Origin of the sequence: Candidimonas humi, assembly GCF_019166065.1 — a bacterium.
Lineage (GTDB): Bacteria > Pseudomonadota > Gammaproteobacteria > Burkholderiales > Burkholderiaceae_B > Candidimonas > Candidimonas humi.
On record NZ_JAHTBN010000002.1, the window covers coordinates 605,753 to 624,933 of the forward strand.

General features: G+C 65.3%; 21 protein-coding genes. 9 read left to right on the forward strand and 12 right to left on the reverse strand.

Annotated features, from left to right (window positions below):
* Positions 1–193 precede the first annotated feature (193 nt).
* From KVP10_RS06170 to KVP10_RS06180, 3 genes are all read left to right on the forward strand, one after another.
* Complete coding sequence (locus tag KVP10_RS06170; protein WP_217963624.1) at positions 194–1,159, forward strand: 3-hydroxyacyl-CoA dehydrogenase family protein; 966 nt, start codon at positions 194–196, stop codon at positions 1,157–1,159.
* A 111-nt stretch (positions 1,160–1,270) separates the two neighbouring features.
* Positions 1,271–1,594, forward strand: a complete 324-nt coding sequence (locus tag KVP10_RS06175; RefSeq protein WP_217963625.1) for a helix-turn-helix domain-containing protein — start codon at positions 1,271–1,273, stop codon at positions 1,592–1,594.
* Positions 1,591–2,817 carry a type II toxin-antitoxin system HipA family toxin gene (locus tag KVP10_RS06180; protein WP_217963626.1) on the forward strand — a complete coding sequence of 409 codons (1,227 nt, stop codon included), beginning with the start codon at positions 1,591–1,593 and terminating at the stop codon, positions 2,815–2,817. Before KVP10_RS06175 ends, KVP10_RS06180 begins: the two co-directional genes overlap by 4 nt.
* A 2-nt stretch (positions 2,818–2,819) precedes the next feature.
* Here the strand turns inward: KVP10_RS06180 and rfbD are convergent, their stop codons facing one another.
* From rfbD to KVP10_RS06200, 4 genes are all read right to left on the reverse strand, one after another.
* On the reverse strand, positions 2,820–3,713 hold the full coding sequence (gene rfbD, locus KVP10_RS06185) for a dTDP-4-dehydrorhamnose reductase (RefSeq protein ID WP_217963627.1): 894 nt from the start codon (positions 3,711–3,713) through the stop codon (positions 2,820–2,822).
* Positions 3,714–3,750: 37 nt separating this feature from the next.
* A complete protein-coding gene (locus tag KVP10_RS06190; protein ID WP_217963628.1) occupies positions 3,751–4,044 on the reverse strand; it encodes a type II toxin-antitoxin system RelE/ParE family toxin in 294 nt (97 codons plus the stop codon).
* The gene (locus tag KVP10_RS06195) at positions 4,032–4,310 is read right to left on the reverse strand and encodes a CopG family ribbon-helix-helix protein (protein ID WP_217963629.1); all 279 of its coding nucleotides are present in this window, start codon (positions 4,308–4,310) and stop codon (positions 4,032–4,034) included. The genes KVP10_RS06190 and KVP10_RS06195 overlap by 13 nt, the downstream gene beginning before the upstream one ends.
* A gap of 200 nt (positions 4,311–4,510) precedes the next feature.
* Entirely contained in the window at positions 4,511–4,657 is a 147-nt protein-coding gene (locus KVP10_RS06200) for a hypothetical protein (protein ID WP_217963630.1), read from the reverse strand.
* A 280-nt stretch (positions 4,658–4,937) separates the two neighbouring features.
* On the opposite strand from KVP10_RS06200, the gene KVP10_RS06205 reads away from it, so the two are divergent.
* The 5 genes from KVP10_RS06205 (at position 4,938) to KVP10_RS06225 (ending at position 13,044) form a co-directional block, all read left to right on the forward strand.
* A complete protein-coding gene (locus KVP10_RS06205) occupies positions 4,938–7,667 on the forward strand; it encodes an autotransporter family protein (protein ID WP_217963631.1) in 2,730 nt (909 codons plus the stop codon).
* A gap of 138 nt (positions 7,668–7,805) precedes the next feature.
* Positions 7,806–8,039, forward strand: a complete 234-nt coding sequence (vapB, locus tag KVP10_RS06210) for a type II toxin-antitoxin system VapB family antitoxin (protein WP_217963632.1) — start codon at positions 7,806–7,808, stop codon at positions 8,037–8,039.
* Complete coding sequence (gene vapC, locus KVP10_RS06215) at positions 8,039–8,443, forward strand: type II toxin-antitoxin system tRNA(fMet)-specific endonuclease VapC (RefSeq protein WP_217963633.1); 405 nt, start codon at positions 8,039–8,041, stop codon at positions 8,441–8,443. The genes vapB and vapC overlap by 1 nt, the downstream gene beginning before the upstream one ends.
* Before the next feature lie 147 nt (positions 8,444–8,590).
* Positions 8,591–9,472, forward strand: a complete 882-nt coding sequence (gene rpoH / locus KVP10_RS06220) for an RNA polymerase sigma factor RpoH (RefSeq protein WP_217963634.1) — start codon at positions 8,591–8,593, stop codon at positions 9,470–9,472.
* Between the two features lie 722 nt (positions 9,473–10,194).
* Positions 10,195–13,044, forward strand: coding sequence for a cation:proton antiporter domain-containing protein (locus tag KVP10_RS06225; RefSeq protein WP_217963635.1), 2,850 nt, complete (start codon positions 10,195–10,197; stop codon positions 13,042–13,044).
* 2 nt (positions 13,045–13,046) lie between these two features.
* Here the strand turns inward: KVP10_RS06225 and KVP10_RS06230 are convergent, their stop codons facing one another.
* From KVP10_RS06230 to KVP10_RS06250, 5 genes are all read right to left on the reverse strand, one after another.
* Positions 13,047–13,682, reverse strand: a complete 636-nt coding sequence (locus tag KVP10_RS06230; protein ID WP_217963822.1) for an SCO family protein — start codon at positions 13,680–13,682, stop codon at positions 13,047–13,049.
* A gap of 173 nt (positions 13,683–13,855) precedes the next feature.
* A complete protein-coding gene (cyoE, locus tag KVP10_RS06235) occupies positions 13,856–14,746 on the reverse strand; it encodes a heme o synthase (RefSeq protein WP_217963636.1) in 891 nt (296 codons plus the stop codon).
* Positions 14,743–15,753, reverse strand: coding sequence for a COX15/CtaA family protein (locus KVP10_RS06240; protein ID WP_217963823.1), 1,011 nt, complete (start codon positions 15,751–15,753; stop codon positions 14,743–14,745). Before KVP10_RS06240 ends, cyoE begins: the two co-directional genes overlap by 4 nt.
* A gap of 86 nt (positions 15,754–15,839) precedes the next feature.
* Positions 15,840–16,457 carry an SCO family protein gene (locus KVP10_RS06245; RefSeq protein ID WP_217963825.1) on the reverse strand — a complete coding sequence of 206 codons (618 nt, stop codon included), beginning with the start codon at positions 16,455–16,457 and terminating at the stop codon, positions 15,840–15,842.
* A 71-nt stretch (positions 16,458–16,528) separates the two neighbouring features.
* Positions 16,529–17,332, reverse strand: coding sequence for an SURF1 family protein (locus KVP10_RS06250; RefSeq protein ID WP_217963637.1), 804 nt, complete (start codon positions 17,330–17,332; stop codon positions 16,529–16,531).
* A gap of 34 nt (positions 17,333–17,366) precedes the next feature.
* On the opposite strand from KVP10_RS06250, the gene KVP10_RS06255 reads away from it, so the two are divergent.
* Positions 17,367–17,573: a twin transmembrane helix small protein gene (locus KVP10_RS06255; protein ID WP_217963638.1), complete on the forward strand. Its 207-nt coding sequence runs from the start codon at positions 17,367–17,369 to the stop codon at positions 17,571–17,573.
* Between the two features lie 295 nt (positions 17,574–17,868).
* Here the strand turns inward: KVP10_RS06255 and KVP10_RS06260 are convergent, their stop codons facing one another.
* From KVP10_RS06260 to KVP10_RS06270, 3 genes are read right to left on the reverse strand one after another with little or no spacing between them, the layout of a single operon-like run.
* On the reverse strand, positions 17,869–18,747 hold the full coding sequence (locus tag KVP10_RS06260; RefSeq protein WP_217963639.1) for a cytochrome c oxidase subunit 3: 879 nt from the start codon (positions 18,745–18,747) through the stop codon (positions 17,869–17,871).
* 58 nt (positions 18,748–18,805) lie between these two features.
* Entirely contained in the window at positions 18,806–19,033 is a 228-nt protein-coding gene (locus KVP10_RS06265) for a DUF2970 domain-containing protein (protein ID WP_217963640.1), read from the reverse strand.
* A gap of 13 nt (positions 19,034–19,046) precedes the next feature.
* Entirely contained in the window at positions 19,047–19,160 is a 114-nt protein-coding gene (locus KVP10_RS06270) for a cytochrome oxidase small assembly protein (RefSeq protein WP_217963641.1), read from the reverse strand.
* Between the last annotated feature and the right edge of the window lie 21 nt (positions 19,161–19,181).

A 19,181-nucleotide genomic window follows, 5' to 3' on the forward strand; every position in this document is an offset into this window, starting at 1 on the left:
ACGTTGTCATTACGGATGCGGTCAGCGGAGAAACGCGGGCGCTCCGTGGGTGTGTCAATCGACGATCGCCAGCAAATCGTTACGGGCAAATTTGAGATACAGGCAAGCTATACGGACTGCCGGTCCGGGCCATGCCGGCCGCGGCGCAAGCGTTATGATTTTGCTTGTTCGAATATCGTAGGGAAGAAAAGGGATGAACGTGACCGAGGCCGGTTTGTTGGGAGCGCCATCGGCGACGCGCGCGGTGGTGGTGGGCGGCGGCACCATGGGGGCGGACGTGGCGGTGGTGCTGCTGCGCGCCCGCTGCGCTACCACGGTGGTCGAGCCGCGCGCTGAAACGCACGCCGTGATCCGCGAGAAAATCGCCGCGAACCTGCGTGCGCTGGGGCGCGAAGACAGCCTGGATCTGCTGCAGGTGGCCCCCGGCCTGGAACAAGTCGATTGGCCGTCCATCGGGCTGGTGGTCGAATGCGTGCCCGAAGTGCTGGACATCAAGCGCGAACTGTTCGCCAAGCTGGCCGCGCTGGCGCCGCAGCAGGCCGTTCTTGCCAGCAACAGCTCCAGCTTTCCCATCAGCCAGATCGCCGCGGGCCTGCCGCACGCGGGCCGCATGCTGGGCCTGCATTTCTTCATGCCCGCGCACATCGTGCCGCTGGTCGAAGTCGTGCTCGGGCCGGATTCCGACCCGACCGTGGGCCAGGCGCTGATGGCTTTCATGCGCCGTTGCGGCTCGGTGCCTATCCTGGTGCGCAAGGACGTGCCGGGCTTCATTGCCAACCGCCTGCAGCACGCGCTGGGGCGCGAGGCCTTTGCGCTGATCCAGGAGGGCGTGGCCAGCCCCGAGGACATCGACGCCGCGGTGCGCTTCGGCTTCGGCTTCCGCTACCTGGCGGCCGGGCCCATCATGCAGAAGGAACACGCCGGCTGGGACATACACGCCGCGGCCGCGGCCACGATCTATCCGTCGTTGTCCAACACGGACAAGCCCGCGCCGGTGCTGGCCGACAAGCCGCGCCACGGCCATCTGGGCATGAAGTCCGGCCAGGGCTTCTACGCCTGGCCGCCCGAACGCATCCGCGCCGAGCAAGACCGCTACAGCCGCGTCCTGCGCGCCGGCCTGCAGATACTGGCCGAAGAACTGCCGCCGATCGAGCCCTGAGCCGAAGGCGGCTTACGCCGCCTTCGACCTACAGTGCGTCGCGCATAGACTTTGTGTGATGTATGCAGTACATTAGCTATAGATAACACTTTAATGTGCTGTATTCAGAACATGAACCTTGCCGAGCTTAGCGCAGCCTTTCGCCGCGCCCGCATTGCGGCCAACCTGACGCAACAACAGGTCGCCGAGTCGAGCGGCGTTGCGCGCAGCCGTGTCAGTCTGTTCGAGACGGGCATGTTGCCCGAAATTGGTGCCGTGAAGATGCTCAGCCTTTTTGATGCGGTCGGGCTGGAACTGATCGCCCGTCGGCCAGGGCACCAGCGTACGCTCGATGATGTCCTGGCGGAGTCGGACGCGGTGGACGAGGCGCCGCCACGCCAGCGTGTGCGGGCCAGGCTGCCGCGGCATCCGAAGGCAGCAAAGAGCAAGTCATGAACCGCGCGGCCCTGGATGTCTATGTAAGCGGCGGGCTTGTGGGCACGCTTACCGAAGAAGCGGCTCGATTCGTATTCAGCTATTTGCCGGATGTTGCGCCGCAGAATCTCGTTTCCTTGCTCATGCCGGTGCGGGCGGCATCGTACGATTGGAAAACGCTGCATCCCTTCTTTCAGATGAACTTGCCGGAAGGCTGGAAGAAGGATCTGCTGGTTCGGCGCCTTGGGCCGCATGCGGACGTGAGCGATTTCGGCCTGCTCGCATTCACGGGCGTAAACACGATCGGGCGTGTTCAAGTTGTGCCGCGTGGCGCCGCCCTTGAGGCCGCAAACAACCGCGCCGACATGGCGGCCCTGCTCGCGTCGGCCGATTCGCGCGACAACCTGCTGCGCCTGCTTGAAGACGGGGTCGCGCAGGGGGTGTCGGGTGTCATGCCCAAGGCGCTTGTGCAGCCTGCGGACAGGGCTACGGTCTGGACCGATGAGTTCATCTTGAAGACGGGTTTCGGTGATTTGCCGGGCCTTGCAATCAACGAATTTCTCTGTCTCGAAGTCGCTCGCGAAGCCGGCCTCGATGTGCCCGAAGCGCATCTGTCCCACGATGGGCAAGTCCTTGCGTTGCGGCGCTTCGACCGCAGCGCGGACGGCCTGATGATTGCGGTCGAAGACTATTGCGCGCTCAAGCCCGCCGACCCCGTCAATAAGTACAAGGGAAGCCTTGAAGATCTCGCCAGGCTCACCAGCGTCTATGTGCCGCGCACGGCATTCAAGGATGCGGCGCGGCGTCTCTATACGCTGATACTGCTGAACTACGCGATCGGCAATGCCGACGCGCATCTGAAGAATTTCGCGCTGGTCTACACCAGTACCGAGGACGTGCGGCTGGCCCCGGTGTACGACATCCTGAGCGTGACGGCCTATCCCAAATATGCGACGCAGTTGCCGGCGCTGCCCTTGCAGGGCAAGCGCACCTGGGCGTCTGGAAGCATGCTGGCGCTGTATGGGGGCGCTCGGCTTGGCCTGAGCAAAACTGACATGAACGAAGCGCGCGAACGCATCGCGGCCGCCATGCGCAAGGTGGTGCCCAAGGTTGCCGAGCATGCGGGGCATTATCCGGGATTTCGTGAAGTCGCGAAGCGCATGCTGGATGTATGGGGGGCGGGGCTCGGGTGCATCGGGCCCGATGCCAAGCCGGGAAAGACCCTGCGGCTCGCCTTGAGGTGAACTTAGCGGCTGTCGCCCCCGGTTAACTGGTCCACGGCGCGATTGGCGTGCGCGGTCCAGTCGGGCAATTGCAGCCCCAGGGCAGTGCTGAGCTTGCTGGTGTCCAGGCAAGAATTCTTGGGCCTGGGGGCGGGCAGGGGGTATTCGGCGGTACCGATCGGGCGCAGGCCGTCGGGCCCGGTGCGCAGTTTGGCGCCGTTGTCCTGGGCGCGCTGCAGCACATGGCGGGCCAGCCCGTACCAGGTGGTGCTGCCGGCCGCCGTCAGGTGGTACAGGCCGCTAGCGATGATTTCCTTGCGCCAGGCGGCGATGGCCAGCGCGGTGACGTCGGCGATCAGTTCGGCCGATGTGGGCGCGCCTGTCTGGTCGTCGACGATGCTCAGGCCGTCGCGCTCGCGGGCCAGGCGCAGCATGGTCTTGACGAAGTTATTGCCCTGCGAGGAAAAGACCCAGCTGGTGCGCAGCACCAGCGCGGCGCAGCGGCTTTCCAGTATGGCCGCCTCGCCTGCCAGCTTGGATCGCCCATAGACGTTCTGCGGCCTGGTTTCGTCGGTTTCCAGATAAGGCTGGGCCTTCGTGCCGTCGAAGACGTAGTCGGTCGAATAATGCACCAGCAGCGCGCCGCTGCGCCATGCATGGTCTGCCAGCACCTGCACCGCCTCGGCATTGATGCGATAGGCGGTGTCGGCGTCGGTTTCGGCCCGGTCCACAGCGGTATAGGCGGCCGCATTGACGATGATGCCGGGGTGGTGTGTCTGCAACAGGTTTTGCAGGTGCGCCAAGTCGCCGAGGTCGGCGCCTTTGCGCCCCAGCGCGGTAAGCCGCCCCAGCGGCAGCAGCGTGCGCTGCAGTTCGCGCCCCACCTGGCCGTCTTTGCCCAAAAGCAGGATGTTCATGGTTCGTCATGCCTCCCGATCCATTGCGTCCATTCTATCAATTAGTGCCCGCTTCTTTCTGGTGCCGGACGGCCAGGATGATGGCCCGCTCGCCGTCGAGCCGGTACGTGACCACATAGCCGCCGGCGCCGAAGTCGATTGGCCATTCGCGAAACTCGCCGTCCATGCCTTCGATGGGCCGCCCGATCTGCGCTTGCCGCGCAAGGATCTTGACCCCGTTGCGGATAGCCTTTACGGCTCGGCGGGCTGCGTCGGCGTTCTTGGGGGCCAGGAATCGGTATAGCCGTTGTACGTCCGCCAGCGCCGAGGGAGCCCAGATCAGCTGTGGCATGCCGGCGGTTCTGCATCTTCGCCGGCTTCCAGCTTCGCCAGCCAGGCATCGGCCTCTTCGAGCGTCAGGTGCAGGCCGGTGCTTTGGTATTCCTGCCAGGCACGCAGGGCGTCTTGCCTGGACGCCTCGCGCTTTTCTTCGCGGTCTACGTACTGCTTGATGGCCTCGCGCATGATCCAGTGCGAACTGCGCTGGCGCGCGTCGGCAAGATGTTGCACGCGCCCCTTGAGCTCGTCGTCGAGCTTGATGGATGTCGCTGTCGCCATATGCGCCTCATTAGCCGAAGGTAATACCTATAGCTACTATAAGAGACCTGTGCGCCGCCGTCCATACCCGCGTCATTGGGTCTGAGGCCGATCTCGCATCGTTGTCACGGCTACTACCGCCATCATCGTTGCCATCACCATCATCACCGCGCCCGTCACCGCCGTCATAGTCCCGTCATAGCCGTCACCGCGTCACCGCGTTAACGCCGCACCACCGCCACCGCCACGGCCACCGCCACGGCCACCGCCACCGCCACCGCCACCGCCACCGCCACCGCCACCGCCACCGCCACCGCCACCGCCACCGCCACCGCCACGGCCATCGCCATCGCCATCGCCATCGCCATCGCCATCGCCATCGCCATCGCCATCGCCGCTGCCGTCGCTGCCGTCGCTGCCGTCGCTGCCGCGTTGGGGCACACGCTTAAAAGATTTCAATTTGAATCTAAAAGTTTCATAATCCCCGGACCACATGTGTGGCATTTTTATCCTACAGGAGGAAGCATGGAGATCCCTATGTCGTCGAAATGCCTTTTGGGAAAAAGTGGGGAGACAAACCAAGAAACAGGCTGTGCGGAGCATGCGCCCGCATCGAGTTCGCCACTGTGGCGCGCGTTGCGTTGCGGTATGTGGAATCTGGTGGTGGCGGCCGGCTTGTCCTGCATGGGCGTGGACGGCGCGGCGCTGGCCGAGCCCGTGGACGAAATCGAGCACAAGCGCACGCACGATCCGCTGTCGCGGGTGCTGTGGTCGCCGCCGCCCGCTCTGGCTGCCGGCAGCGATGTCATTTACGACGAGGCGCAATGGGGTTCTCCCGATGCGCCTTTTGTTTTTCTGGGCGATACGCTGCGCATCGGCGGCAGCTTCGAGTCGGGCCGTCCGATACTCATAGGCGAGCAGGCGCGTATCGATGTGCTGGAAGGCGCCGAACTGCGCCTGGGCGGCCCCATAGCCAATGACGGCGGCTCGCGCGAGGGCCTGATGAAGCTGGGCGCCGGCACGCTGGAGCTGTCCGGCGCCAATAGCTATCGCGGCAATACCGTGTTGCTGCAGGGCGGCCTGCGTGTGGCGGGCAGCCAGGCGCTGGGCGCGTCGGGCCGCACCTTGAACGTGAATATCGGCACCGCGCTGGAATATGCGCCAGGCGTAGTGGTGGACAACCCCGTCCAGTTGCAAGCCGTGGATATCGCGGCGCAGTTGCCCGAGGGCTCATGGACGCCCGCCACGCCGGCGCAGTACGCCGATCGGGCGCGTTGGACGGTGGCCGAAGGCGAGGCGGCGCAGGCGGGCCTGCTGCTGGGCACGGCGCCTTTCGTGAAGCTGGGCGCGGGCCGTTTGCGCATAAGCGGCGACGCGCTGGCGTATTGGGGCGATGCGCTGGTGCAGGAAGGGGCCTTGGCGGCCGACGCCGCCTTCTCGGGAGCGGTGACGGTAGCGGCGGCCGCGCGGCTGGAAGGCAATGGCTCGGTGGGTTCGGCGACGATACAGGCCGGAGGCGTGCTGGCCCCAGGGGCAAGTGGTAATAGTGGCGGGAGCGGCGGCGATAGTGGAGACATCGGCAGCGGCGAAGCCAAGGGTGCAAGCTATGGCAGTGGCAGTAGCAACGCCAAGGGCGCAAGCTACAGTGGTAGTGGCGGCGGGAGTGTCAGTAGCGGCAGCGGCGGCGGCACGTCCGGGGGTATCGGCCTGTTGCGCGTGCAAGGCGACCTGGTATTGCAAGCGGGCGCGCGCTTCGAGGTCGATGCCGGCCCCGCGGGTGATGCCGACCAGGTGCTGGTGGGCGGCAAGGCTCGCCTGGACGGCCAACTCGCCGTGCTGGCGCAGGCCGGCGACTGGAAGCCCCGGACGCAATACATGGTGTTGAGCGCCGAAGGCGGCCTGGACGGCACGCGCTTTGCCTCGGCGGACAGCAATTTCGCGTTCCTGGAGCCCTCGCTGGATTATGACGACAAGCAGGTATACCTGACCCTGCGGCGCAACGACGTGTCCTTCGAGGATGTGGCCGACGACCCCGACGACGAACTGGCCGAGGCCGTGGAGGAAGAGGGGCCCGGCGGCGGAGGGGACGATCGTGCGGGAGACGGCCGGGGGCCCGATGGCAAGGACGGCGATGCTGACGGCGACGGCCGTGACAACGGCGCAGGCGATCCGGGCCCCGGCTTGTACGATCGGGTCGTGGCGCTGGACCCGGCCGGGGCGCGTGCGGCGTTCCGCCAGCTGTCCGGTAGCTGGGGCGGGTCGCTCTGGTCCGCCATGGTGGAAGACAGCCGCTATGTGCGCGAGGCGGTTCTCGATGCCGCGAATCCGTATTCCACGTGGAATTCCGTCGCGGATTCCGCCGCCCGCGATTCCGGGCCTTCGACCCTGCATCGCACCGGGAATTCTGCGCCGGGTACTGCCTCGGATGTTGGCCCGGATCGTGCCTATAGCTCCATCTCTATCCCAGGCTCAGTCTCGGACTCTGTCTTCCGTCCGGGTGGTGCGGCCGGCGGCCCGGCCCCTGCGCGCTCGCCCTGGCGCTTTTGGAGCCGGGCATTCCATGCCTCGGCCGAGCGCGCGGATTCCGGCGGCGCCTTCGGCGACGGGCGCGACACGCAGGGGCTAGTGCTGGGCGCCACCCGTGAGCTGGAGCAAGACACTGTCGCCGGCCTGTACCTGGGGTTCCAGCGCAGCCGCTTGCGGCGCGCCGACGGCATGGCCGATGCCTCGATCGACGGCGTGCACGCCGGCCTGAGCCTGGCCGGGCGCGGGGCGGGCGGCCTGTACGTGCTGGGCGCCGGCTATTCCTGGCAGCGCCTGAACAGCACGCGTCGCGTCATCCTGGGCGATTGGCGCGACACCTTGCGCGACGACTATCGGGCGGGGCTGTTCCAGGTATTCGGGGAATGGTCCCTGCCCCTGCGCTTGGCTGCGGATGCCTCCGGCGCGGCCGTCCTCGAGCCCTACGCCCGCCTGGCCTGGGTGCGCGCCGACACCCGCGGCCACGCCGAGAGCGGGGCGGATGCGGCGCTGGACGTCGACCCCACGGCCACTGCCACCTGGTTCGGCGCGCTGGGCCTGCGCCTGACGGGCACGGTCGCGGGGCCGGCCGGGCCCGTGCAGTTACGGGCCGCGGCGGCGTGGCGCCGCGCCGGAGGCGACCTGCGCGCGGTCACCGAACAGCGCTTCCGCCACAGTGCGCGCCACGCGTCGTTCCATTCGCAAGGCCAGCCCATCCGGCGCGATGCCTGGACGCTGGACCTGGGCTTGCGGGCCAGCCTGGCCCGCGACGCCGAGCTGTCCCTGGCCTATATGGGCCAGTACGGTTCCGGTTCCAGCGATCACGGTGCCATGCTGAGCCTGAGCTGGCGGTTCTGACCACAAGCGCCTACGAGCAGCCTTCCGGAGAGGCCCAGAGGCCTTGGTATCCGGGAGGCTGTTGTGCCGAGCTTGACGGGCAGTACCATGCTATATACTATTGCTATATACTTTTGTCAGGCTTCAAGGATCCGCGCTATGTCCATTGGCACCGTCTTTATCAACAACCGAACCCAGGCCGTCCGGCTTCCGCTGGATGTGCGCCTACCCGAGGGCGTGCATAAGGTAGAAGTGCGTGTCAAAGGGAATGAGCGCATCATTGTGCCGGTCGGGCAGGCCTGGGACAGCTTTTTCCTGGACGGTCCCGCCGTCAGCGACGATTTCATGGCCGAACGCGCCAGCCAACACCAGCCGGAGCGGGAAGCGCTCTGATGCTGCGTTACCTTCTTGACACCAACATCGTCATCTATGTGCTGAAGCGGCGCCCCATCGAGGTGCTGCCAATCTTCAACGCCAATGCTGGCCGCATGGCGATCTCGTCCATCACCCTGGCCGAGCTGCTGCATGGCGCGGAAAAAAGCAGTCGCGTCAACGAAAACCTGTCCGTCATCGACGATTTTTGCAGCCGCCTCGAGGTTCTGCCCTATGGCCCCAAGGCGGCCCAACACTATGGCGCTATCCGTGCCGCCCTCGAAAAACAGGGCCAACCCATCGGCGTGAACGACATGCATATTGCAGGCCACGCACGCAGCGAAGGCATCGTGCTGGTAACGAACAATGTGTCGGAATTCGCGCGTGTGCCGGCACTCGAAGTGGAAAACTGGATTCGCGCCTGAATCTGCCCGAATGCCCGCGCGCGCCCACTCCTCCTGGCCGCAGGCGGGAACTTTTCCGCCGCTATCCGATCTCATGGTTAGCACTCCGGGTTCGAGAGTGCTAATATAAACATCAAGGTATTTACGTCCCTGGGGGCATATCGTCTGATGACTCAACAATCGCATTCTCTGGTCCTGTCCAACACCAGTTTGGCCATGGCTATCTCCAATCCCGGCGCGCTGGGCACGATCGAGGCCTATGTGGGCGCCGTCAATCGTGTGCCCATGCTGACGCACGAGCAGGAGACCGAATTGGGAAAGCGGCTGCGCGATCATGACGACCTCGATGCCGCGCGACAACTGATCGTGTCGCACTTGCGGCTGGTGGTGTCGATTGCGCGCCAATACTTGGGCTATGGCTTGGCCCACGCCGACCTCATCCAGGAAGGCAATGTCGGCCTGATGAAGGCCGTCAAGCGTTTCGACCCCGATCGCGGGGTGCGCCTGGTGTCGTTCGCCGTGCACTGGATCAAGGCCGAAATCCACGAATACATCGTGCGCAATTGGCGCCTGGTCAAGGTGGCCACCACCAAAGCCCAGCGCAAGCTGTTCTTCAACCTGCGCCGCATGCGCCCCGATGGCCAGACGCTCGACACCGAGCAGGTCGGCGACATCGCGCGCGAACTCAATGTGCGCCCCGAAGACGTCAGCGAAATGGAAGTGCGGCTGTCCGGGCGCGAAATGGCGCTCGAAGGCCAGGGCGACGACGACACTTATGCGCCCATCGCCTATCTGTCCGACGAAGGCCAGCAAGAACCTTCGCAGGTTCTGGAACGCCGCTCGCGCGACGCGCTGCAGGGCGCCGGGCTGTCCGGCGCGCTGGAAGGCCTGGATGCGCGCTCGCGCCGCATCGTCGAGGCGCGCTGGCTGCAGGACGACGGCGGCGCCACGCTGCACGAACTGGCCGCGGAATTCGGCGTGTCCGCCGAACGCATACGCCAGATCGAAGCCGCGGCGCTCAAGAAAATGCGCGTGGCGCTGGCTGCCTGAACCCTGCGCATTTTGCCATCCGGCACGAACGGCCAGCCGCAAGCTGGCCGTTTTTGTTCTTGATCCTGTGCCTGCTCCTGCTCTGCTTTGCTCTGCTCCTGACTCTGTTTCTGTTTCCGTTCTCGCTTGTGCCATCTGCGCTTATGGCCGCAAATTATTCGATTACTTTTTGTTGCAAAATTCAGGTGAGGCCGCCGAGAACTTATCCCGAGAGCCGCTGACTAAACCTCATAGACGATGAACACGGCATCCCCTGCCAGCTTCTAGTCTTGTCGTCCGTTTCGGCTTCTCCTCTTTCCCCTCCCTTTTGAAACGGATGTTTACGGGACTCTCCGCGAGTCCCGTTTTTTATGCGCGCTCGATTTGCGGTTCGGCGCTGCGTAGGCAAAGCGCAAAGAAAAACCAAGGGGAAGCGAAAAAAATAAACGCCGAAAAACAAACGCCAAAAACGCACCATGTTTTCCCTTGCCTGTCCCGCGGCCAAGCCGCCGCCGAGCCATCCCCAGTCGTCATCCAACCGCCCCTGGCCGCCACCAAACCCGTCCCGCCAAACCGCTACGAACTCCCCGGCACCGTTCAAGAACCGCAAAGGCCGCGCCTCCGGCGGCCGAGTTTTCGCGCGATCGCGAACAGATGCCCAAAAAACCGCTATCCTAAGAAAACCTGCCCGCGCATGCATGCATACGCGGCGCGCCAAACAAATAAGCAATGGGATCGGGTAAATGCAGGTAGGGTTCTGGGTATTCGGCTTGTCTGGCCTGTTGGCGCTGGTGTGCTTCATGCCACCGCTGGCCGGCCGCCTGCACCTGCCATATTCGGTGCTGCTGGCCATACTCGGATTCGTGCTGGGCGTAATCGTGCACGTGCACGGCTGGGCGCCGATGGTGGCGTCCGACTTCCTCGATTCGCTGCAGAACTTCGAGGTTTCGTCCGAGACCTTCCTGTTCGTCTTCCTGCCCGTGCTCTTGTTCGAGACGGCGCTGTCGATCAATGTGCGGCGCCTGCTCGATGACCTGGGCCCTATCCTGATGATGGCCATCGTCGCGGTGGTGGTGTGTACCGTGGCGGTGGGCTTCACCCTTTCCGCCGCCTCGGATTACGGCATCATCGTCTGCCTGATGCTGGGGGCGATCGTGGCCACCACCGACCCGGTGGCGGTCATCGGCCTGTTCCGCGACGTCGGCGCGCCCAAGCGCCTGACTACCTTGGTGGAAGGCGAGTCGCTGTTCAACGACGCGGCGTCCATCTCGCTGTATTCGGTGCTGCTGGCCACGCTGTTCAGCGGCGCGCATCTGTCGGTGGGCGCCGTGGTCAGCAGCTTCCTGATCAGCTTCCTGGGCGGCGGTGTGGCCGGCCTGCTGATGGGCCGGCTGACCTGCTGGCTGATCATGCGGCTGCGCGGCTGGCCGGCGGCCGAGATCACGCTCACCATTACTTCCGCCTATCTGACCTTCTTCATTTCCGAGCACTACCTGAATGTGTCCGGGGTCGTGGCCACGGTCATCGCCGGCCTGGTGGTGGGCTCCACCGGCCGCACCCGCATGTCGCCCACCACCTTCGAACAGCTCGAAAGCGCCTGGTCGCAATTCGGCTTCTGGGCCAATTCGCTGATCTTCGTGTTCGCCGCCATGCTGATCCCGCGCATGATGGACGAAATCACCTGGGTGCAAGTGCTGCTGATACTGCTGTTGTTCGTGGTGACGCTGGCGGCGCGTGCCGTCATGGTGTTCGGCGTGCTGCCGCTGCTGGGGCTGACGCGCTTCGGCACCAAGGTCAGCCCTTCGTACCGCCTGGTGATGTTGTGGGGCGGCTTGCGCGGCGCGGTTTCCCTAGCCCTGGCCCTGGCGGTCACCGAACAGCACAACGTGCCGCACGAGGCGCGCCAGTTCATCGCCGTGGCCACCACGGGCTTCGTGCTGATGACGCTGTTCATCAACGGCATCAGCCTGCGGCCCTTGATTCGCCGCCTGCGGCTGAACCAGCTTTCGCCCATCGAGCGCACCATCCGCAACCAGGCGCAGGTGGTGGCGCTGGAAGACCTGCAGACCCAGACCGACGACATCGCCACGCGCGAACACATCGGCACCGAGGCGCGGTCGCGCATCCACGCGGTGTTCGACGCCAGCCTGACGGCGGTTTCCGACGCCCAGGTGCGCCAGCTGTCCACCGACGAGAAGGTGGCAGTGGGCCTGGCCATCGTCGCGGCGCGCGAAGAAGAAATGTTCTTCGATGTGCTCAAGGCGCGCATCGTCGACTGGCGCATGGCCGAATCCCTGCTGGCGCGCGCCGAGCGCATGAGCGACGCGGTGCGCGCCGGCGGCCTGAAAGGCTTCGAAGATGCCATCGCCGCCGATATGCGTTATTCCCTGGGCTTTCGCGTGGCGCTGCGCATGCATTATCTGTTCGGCTTCCAGGGATGGCTGGCGCGCGAACTGGCCTATCGGTTCATGAACCTGATGAGCAAGCGCTCGGTGGCGCAGCGCCTGATCCAGTTCGCCAACACCGAGATCCAGCCGCTCTTGGGCGAAGAGGCCACGGCGGATATCGTCCATGCGCACCAGCGGCGCCTGGCGCAGCTCGAAAGCGCCATACAGGCCCTGACCCTGCAATACCCGTCGTTCGCCCTGTGGCTGCAGGAATCCTATCTCGGACGCATGGCGCGCGCGCTGGAACAAATACGCTATCGCGACATGCTGACCGAATTCCTGATCAGCGGCGAAGTCTACGCCGACCTGGTCAAGCAGATCGACAGCCGCTGGAGCCATCTGGACAAGCGGCCGGCGCTGGACATCGCCATGAGCGCCGGCGAGCTGATACGCCGGGTGCCGCTGTTCGAGGGTATTTCGGCCGATGCCATGGAGGCGATCAGCAAGCTGCTCAAGCCGCGCCTGGCGGTGCCCGACCAGCCCATCAGCATCCATGTGGGGCGCATGCGCGCCATGTATTTCGTGGCCTCGGGCGCCGTCTCGGTCAGCCTGCCCGACCAGACCACCATGGAACTGGGTACCGGCGAATTCTTCGGCGAGATCGCGCTGATCTCGGGCAACGAATTCGCGATGCGGGCTCAATCGCTGGGCTACAGCCGGCTGCTGATGCTGGCGGGCCGGGACTTCGACGCACTGCTGGCGCGCGACCCGGTATTGCGCGAAAAAATCGAGGCGGTTGCCAAGCAGCGCCTGCGCGCCCTGGCGGTCTGGCAGGAATTCCAGTCGGGCCTGCGCCAGTACGAGCCGCTGCCCGATATGCTGCCGGCCTCGCGGCCGAGCGAAGAACCGTCGGGCGAAGAGCCCTCGGGTGGAGGCTCATCGAGCGATGAGTCGTCGAACAGTGGATCGTCGGGCGAGCCGCCCGCGCCTGCGTCCAGGCCCTCCGCACCGCCCTCCGATGCCCAAGCACAAGAACCTGGCGCCCAATCGCCGGCGTCGTCCAAGCCAGGCGTAGATGACGACGTTGCGGCAGGCAAAGAAGGTGGCCCGGATTCCGAAGGGGCTGCCGGTCGTGAACCCGCATCCCCGGCGCCTGGCGCAGCAGGCCGGCCGAAGGGCGAAGCCCCGGACGGCCAGGCGGCCTGATCCTACAAAAGCTGCTGGATGTCCCCGGCTATCGTTTTCGCCGGGGCGTTGCCGTTGAGCAGCACCCGAGCGTGGCCTTGCTGGTCGATTATGTAGAACGAGGACGAATGGTCCATGGCGTATTGTTCGGGCGTGGGCCCGGGCGCCTTGGCGTAGTAGGCCTTGAACGATTGCGCCGTCTTGTGCAGTTGTTCCGGCGTGCCGGTCAGCCCCACGAAGCTCGGGTTGAACGCCTTGACGTAGGCATTCAAGGCTGTCCCCGTGTCGCGCTGGGGGTCGACGGTGATCATGATGACCTGTACCTTTTTCGCGTCTTCTTTCAGCAAGGTCATGGCCTGGGCCAGCTCGGCCATCGCGGTGGGGCAGACGTCGGGGCAGTGCGTGTAGCCGAAGAACACCACCACCACCTTGCCCTTGTAGTCGGCCAGCGTGCGCAACTGGCCCGAGCCGTCGACCATGGCCATGCCGCTGCCGATATCGGTGCCGGAAATGTCCGAGCCCTGGAACTTGGGGGCTGATTTTTGCTTGCAGCCGGCCAGCGCCGCCAGCGTCACGCCGGCCGCCATCGCGGCTAGCATCCGGCGCCTGCCGGGCAGGCTTGCGCCGTCCGTATCGTCCGCGCCATCCGCGGCAAACATTGCAGGCGCGGCATCGGGCCGCGGGTACGCACCGGCGCTCGCGGAGGGCGATGCGTGATGGCTCGATTGCATGGGGAACAGGGTGCGGCGGGACATGGCAGAATCCGGCAATGGCATGGGCTGCCGGCGGCAGCGTGCTGGCGCACCCCGCCAGGCAGCCCGGGAAAATCGAATCAGAGCAGCGCGATCCAGTGGTCGAGCAGCAGCGCGGCGAACAGCAGCGAAAGATAGACGATCGAATAGCGGAACAGCTTGCGCGCCAGTTCGTCGCTGTATTCGCGGTACAGCCGCCATGCATAGCAGACGAACAGCCCGCTCAGAGCCAGCGCGGCCACCAGGTAGGCGGCGCCGCTCATGCGGATGACGAAGGGCAGCAGGCTGGCCGCGAGCAGCACGATGCTGTAGAGCAGCACGTACAGCTGGGTGAATTTCTTGCCGTGGGTGACGGGCAGCATGGGCAGCCCCGACTTGATGTAGTCGTGGTTGCGGTACAGCGCCAGCGCCCAGAAGTGCGGCGGCGTCCAGATGAAGATGATCAGCACCAGCGCCCAGGCTTCGGCCGGCACGGCATTGGCCACCGCCGCCCAGCCCAGCGCCGGCGGCATGGCGCCGGACAGGCCGCCGATGACGATGTTCTGCGGAGTACGCGGCTTGAGGATGACGGTGTAGATGATGGCGTAGCCGACGAAGGTGGCGAAGGTCAGCCACATGGTCAGCGGGTTGACCAGGTTGTACAGCACCGCCATGCCCAGGCCGCCCAGCAGGCCCGAGAAGGCCAGCACTTGCGTGTTGGAGATGGTGCCGCGCGCCGTGGCGCGCCGCGCGGTGCGCAGCATGCGGGCGTCGATTTCCTGTTCGATCAGGCAATTGATGGCGAAGGCGGCGGCCGCCAGCAGCCAGATGCCCAATGTTGCCGCAACGACCGTGGCCAGCGGCGGCAGGCCGGGCGAAGCCAGGAACATGCCGATCACGGCGCAGAAGACGGCAAGCTGCGAGACTCGCGGCTTGGTCAGTACCAGGTATTGGCGCCAAAGGCTGGGTTGGGCGGCGGTAGCGGTGATCATTCCGGTATTTTAGACCTTCCGGCGCGCGACAGCCGCACCAGTAATGTGACGCTGGCCAGGACCAGGCCGGAGGCGCCGCCATTGTGCAATACCGCGATCAGCAGCGGCCATTGCAGGAAGATGGTGGCCAGGCCCGTGCACAACTGGCAGGCCAGCAGCGCCAGCAGCAGGTTGGCGGGCCCGCGCAGCCCCGGCTCGCGGCGCATTTTCCAGCCCAGCGTGCCCAGGTAGACAAAGACAATGAACGCGAAATTACGGTGCGTCCAGTGGATGGCGGTAAGCGCGTACTGGGAAATGATCGCGCCCGAAGGCAACTGGCCCAGGGCTCGTACCAGCGAATAGCCGTCGCGGAAATCCATGCGCGGCAGCCACTGCCCATGGCAGGTGGGGAAATCCATGCAGGCCAGGGCCGCGTAATTGGTGCTGACCCAGCCCCCCAGTGCAATCTGCACGGCCAGCAGCACGAAGCCTATGGCCATCCAGGGCATCCATGCCCGCGCCGAGGCGGCGATGGGCAGGTGGCCGCGTTCGCGCGCCGCCAGCCAGGTCATGACGGCCAGCAGGCTCATGCCCAGCAGCAGGTGGCTGGTCACCACGATGGGCATCAGGCGGTGCGTCACCGTCCAGGCGCCGAAGGCGCCCTGCACGCACACCAGGAGCAGTGCGCCCGTGGCCAGGCGCGGCGTCTGGCCCAGGCGCGCGCGGTAGCGCCAGGCCATGAACACGATCGCGATGATCAGCATGCCCAGTATCGAGCCCGCATAGCGATGGATCATTTCGATCCAGGCCTTGGAAAAGCTCACCGCGCCGTAGGGCATGGCCTGCAGCGCTTTTTCGATATGGCCGCTGGCCTGCAGCGGCGTGATCTGGCCGTAGCAGCCGGGCCAGTCCGGGCAGCCGAGGCCCGAATCGGTCAGGCGCACGAAGGCGCCGAACATAATGAGGTCCAGCGTAAGGAACCAGGTGGTAAAGACCAGCTTGCGGTATCTGGCGTGGATGCGGTCGATCATGTCAATTGCGCCGGTTGGCCTCGGGCGCCGGCGCGTTCTTGCGCAGCGCGGCGCGCGCAGGCGACGTGGGGGCGTGTTTCATTTCAGCCGATGCGCGAATTGGCCAGCAGCTTCTTGATGTCGTTGCGCACCTTGATCGGGTCCGCGTTGGCGGGGAACTGCATCATCAGGTTGCCCAGGGGGTCGATGATCCACATCGGGGTCGCCAGGGTGGCGCTGGGGTCGGTGGTCTTGGGCGCCAGGTAGGCGGCAAGGCGCGCGGGATCGGCGCGCACCATGATGGTGCCCTTGTAGGCGTCCAGGATCTGCTGCGAGACGGGCGCGTCGTCGGTGATGAACCAGACACGCGTCAGGCGGTTGACTTCCTTGCCCTGGCTGGCGTGCGAATTGCGCAGGATGAACAACTTCTTGACGCAGGATTCGGGGCAGGCGCCGCTGCCGGCGCTGAGCAGCACCCACTTGCCGTGCAGGCTGCGCAGGTCGAAGGGCTGGCCGTCCAGCGTGTGCAGGTCCAGCGCCTGGGCTTCGGGCACCGGGCGTTGCGGCTCGACCAGCGCGCCGTAGTTGTTTTCGCCGGAAGGGCGCAGGCCCAGCGCGGGCACATAATAGGCGAGCAGGGCGAAGACCAGCGGCGCGAGGCAGACGAGCAGCACGAGCACCAGGGGCAGGATGGAACGCGGTTTGGCGGGCTTGGTTGGCATAAGCTTGATAGAGCTGGAGCTGGAGCTGGACGAACTGGACACGGATTCCTCGGGGGTAAAAGTGACGGCCTTCAGGGCTGGCGGCCGGGCTGTGCGCCCGATGCGCGGCGGCGGCGCAGGGCTCGCGCCAGCGTCACCAGCCACGCGATGGCGGCAATGGCGGCGAAGCTGAACCACTGCATGGCGTAACTGATGTTCTGGTTGGCGTCCTGCGAAGGCTGGGGCCATTGGCGGACGAAGCCGCTGCCGTCGTCGCTGGTCTGTTCGACGACGACCGGCAGCAATTTTAAGCCACTGGCCTGCGCATAGGCGGCCAGGTCGATATTCTGTACCCGCGGCGGCTCTTGCCCGGGCGCCGGCAGCCGCGCCGGCATCTTGCCGGCGTGGCGGTGTTCCAGCGACCACAGCTCGAAAAGGCGCGGCACCTGGTCGGTCATGGTGCCTTGCAGCGTCACGGGCGCCGTGGGGGCCGGTATGGCCTGCAGCCGGGCCTCGGGCCCGATGGGGCTGGGTATCCAGCCGCGCAGCACCACGACGGCGCTGCGCGAGCCGGCATCCAGCAGCAGGGGCGTGGCGACCCACAGGCCGGGCCGTCCCTCGAAGCTGCGGTTTTCCACCAGCACCGTGGCGGCGTTCACCCAGGTGCCTGAAGCCAGGGCGCTGCGCCACTTGATGAATTCCGCGGGCGGCGTGCCGGCCTGAAGTTGCAGCGGCGCGTGGCTGCTGGCGGCGCTGATCTGCTGGCCGATGGCGCGGCGCTCGTCGGCGCGCCGCAACTGCCAGCGCCCTGCCTCCACGAATATGGCGAGCAAAGCCGCCAGCACCACCAGAGTGGCCAGCGTGCGTTTGGGGGCAATGCTCGAAGTTGCGGTCATGTCTGCAATAATTCCAGTTTTACTGGAGGCTGTTATGCGCTACGTAGTAATCCTGGCTTTCCTGGGGATCCTGGCAAGCCTGGCCTCCGCCCTGTACTACCTGATGCGCGACAAGGGCGGCACCAACCGCACCGTCAATGCCCTGACCGTGCGCATCGGCCTGTCGATAGCCCTGTTCCTGTTCGTGCTGTTCGCCCACCACATGGGCTGGATACAGAGCACGGGGCTGCAGGCGCGGTAGTTTCGGGGCTGTTCCGCCGGTCCGGCCTGGGTTGGCCTGCCGGCCGGCGGCCGGGCGCCCTTGAAACCGCGAGGCGAGGGCGCTATGTACATCGTGTCTGTGCCCATGTGCGCTTGCTGGGCCTTGTGGCCGCGGCCTGGGCTGCCTTGCTGCGCCGGGGCTGCAAGTGCGCTGCCATGTTCGCGCCACTGGAAAAAAGGCTGGCGCAGCCAGCCTTTCGGGTATTGCCATGAAATGCCGGCCCCGTGGGGCCTGCCGCGGCGCCGCGCCAGGCGGCCCGCGGCGCGTGTAGTACCTAGAACCAGTACACGAACAAGTACAAGCCCAGCCAGACCACGTCCACGAAGTGCCAGTACCAGGCCGCGCCTTCGAAGCCGAAGTGATGGTCGGGCGTGAAATGGCCGCGGATCAGGCGCAGCAGGATGACGGTCAGCATGGTGGCGCCCAGGATCACGTGGAAGCCGTGGAAGCCCGTCAGCATGAAGAACAGCGAACCGAAGATGCCCGAATCGAAGCGCAGGTTCAGTTCGGTGTAGGCCTCGTGGTATTCGTGCGCCTGACAGCCGACGAAAGAGAAGCCCAGGATCACCGTGACCAGCAGCCAGAAGATGGCCTTGCTGCGGTGGTTGGCGCGCAGCGCATGGTGGGCGATGGTCAGGGTCAGGCCCGAGCTCAGCAGCAGCGCGGTGTTGATCGTGGGCAGCCAGAAGGGGCCTACGGCCTGGAACGGGGCGATGGTGCCCGCGGGACCGAAGTTGGGCCAGGTGCCGGCGAAGTGCGGCCACAGCAGGGTGGTGGTGTCCAGGTTGCTGAGCCACGGCGTGGTGACTTCGCGCGCATACCAGAGCGAACCGAAGAAGGCGCCGAAGAACATCACTTCGGAGAAGATGAACCAGGCCATGCTCCAGCGGTACGAGTGGTCGACCCGCTTACTGTTCATGCCGCCTTCGGATTCGTGGATGGCGTCGCCGAACCAGCGATACAGCACGAACAGCAGGGAGGCTATGCCGATGACGAACAGGTAGACACCGGCGCCATAGCTGTTGATCCAGAGCGCAGCGCCAAGCAGGACCAGAAATAGACTGATGGCGCCGCGGATCGGATGCATCGAATCCGGCGGCACATAGTAATAGGGTGCCGTTGCGCCTTGGGTGGCCGAGTGGCTCGCACTCATGGTGTTCTCCTGATGCAAATATACGAAACTGAAATAGTTGTAATTCGAACCATATGGCTCAGCCCACGGCGCTGGAAACGACCATGTGGGCAATCCATACCAATACCAGTACGAACAAGATCGCCGCGATGATCCCGCCGATGATGATGTGGCCGGGATCGAGCTTGGCGATGTCTTCCGCGTAGCCCTTGCCTTTGCGCACGCCGAAGAACGCCCAGCTCACGGCCTTCATGGTCTGGAGGAAATTCAACTTGCGCTTGGGAGGGTCTTGGTTTTCGTCGGCCATTCTTGAATCTGTGCTAGCCGGCCATCATGAGGCCGCCGCGGTAGAAACACCAGGCGAAGATCGCTATGGCAAAGATGGCCAGTATCAGCCCGGTTCTACGGTTGCGGCGGCGTTGTTCAGGTGTCATTACGGCAAATATCGATACGGC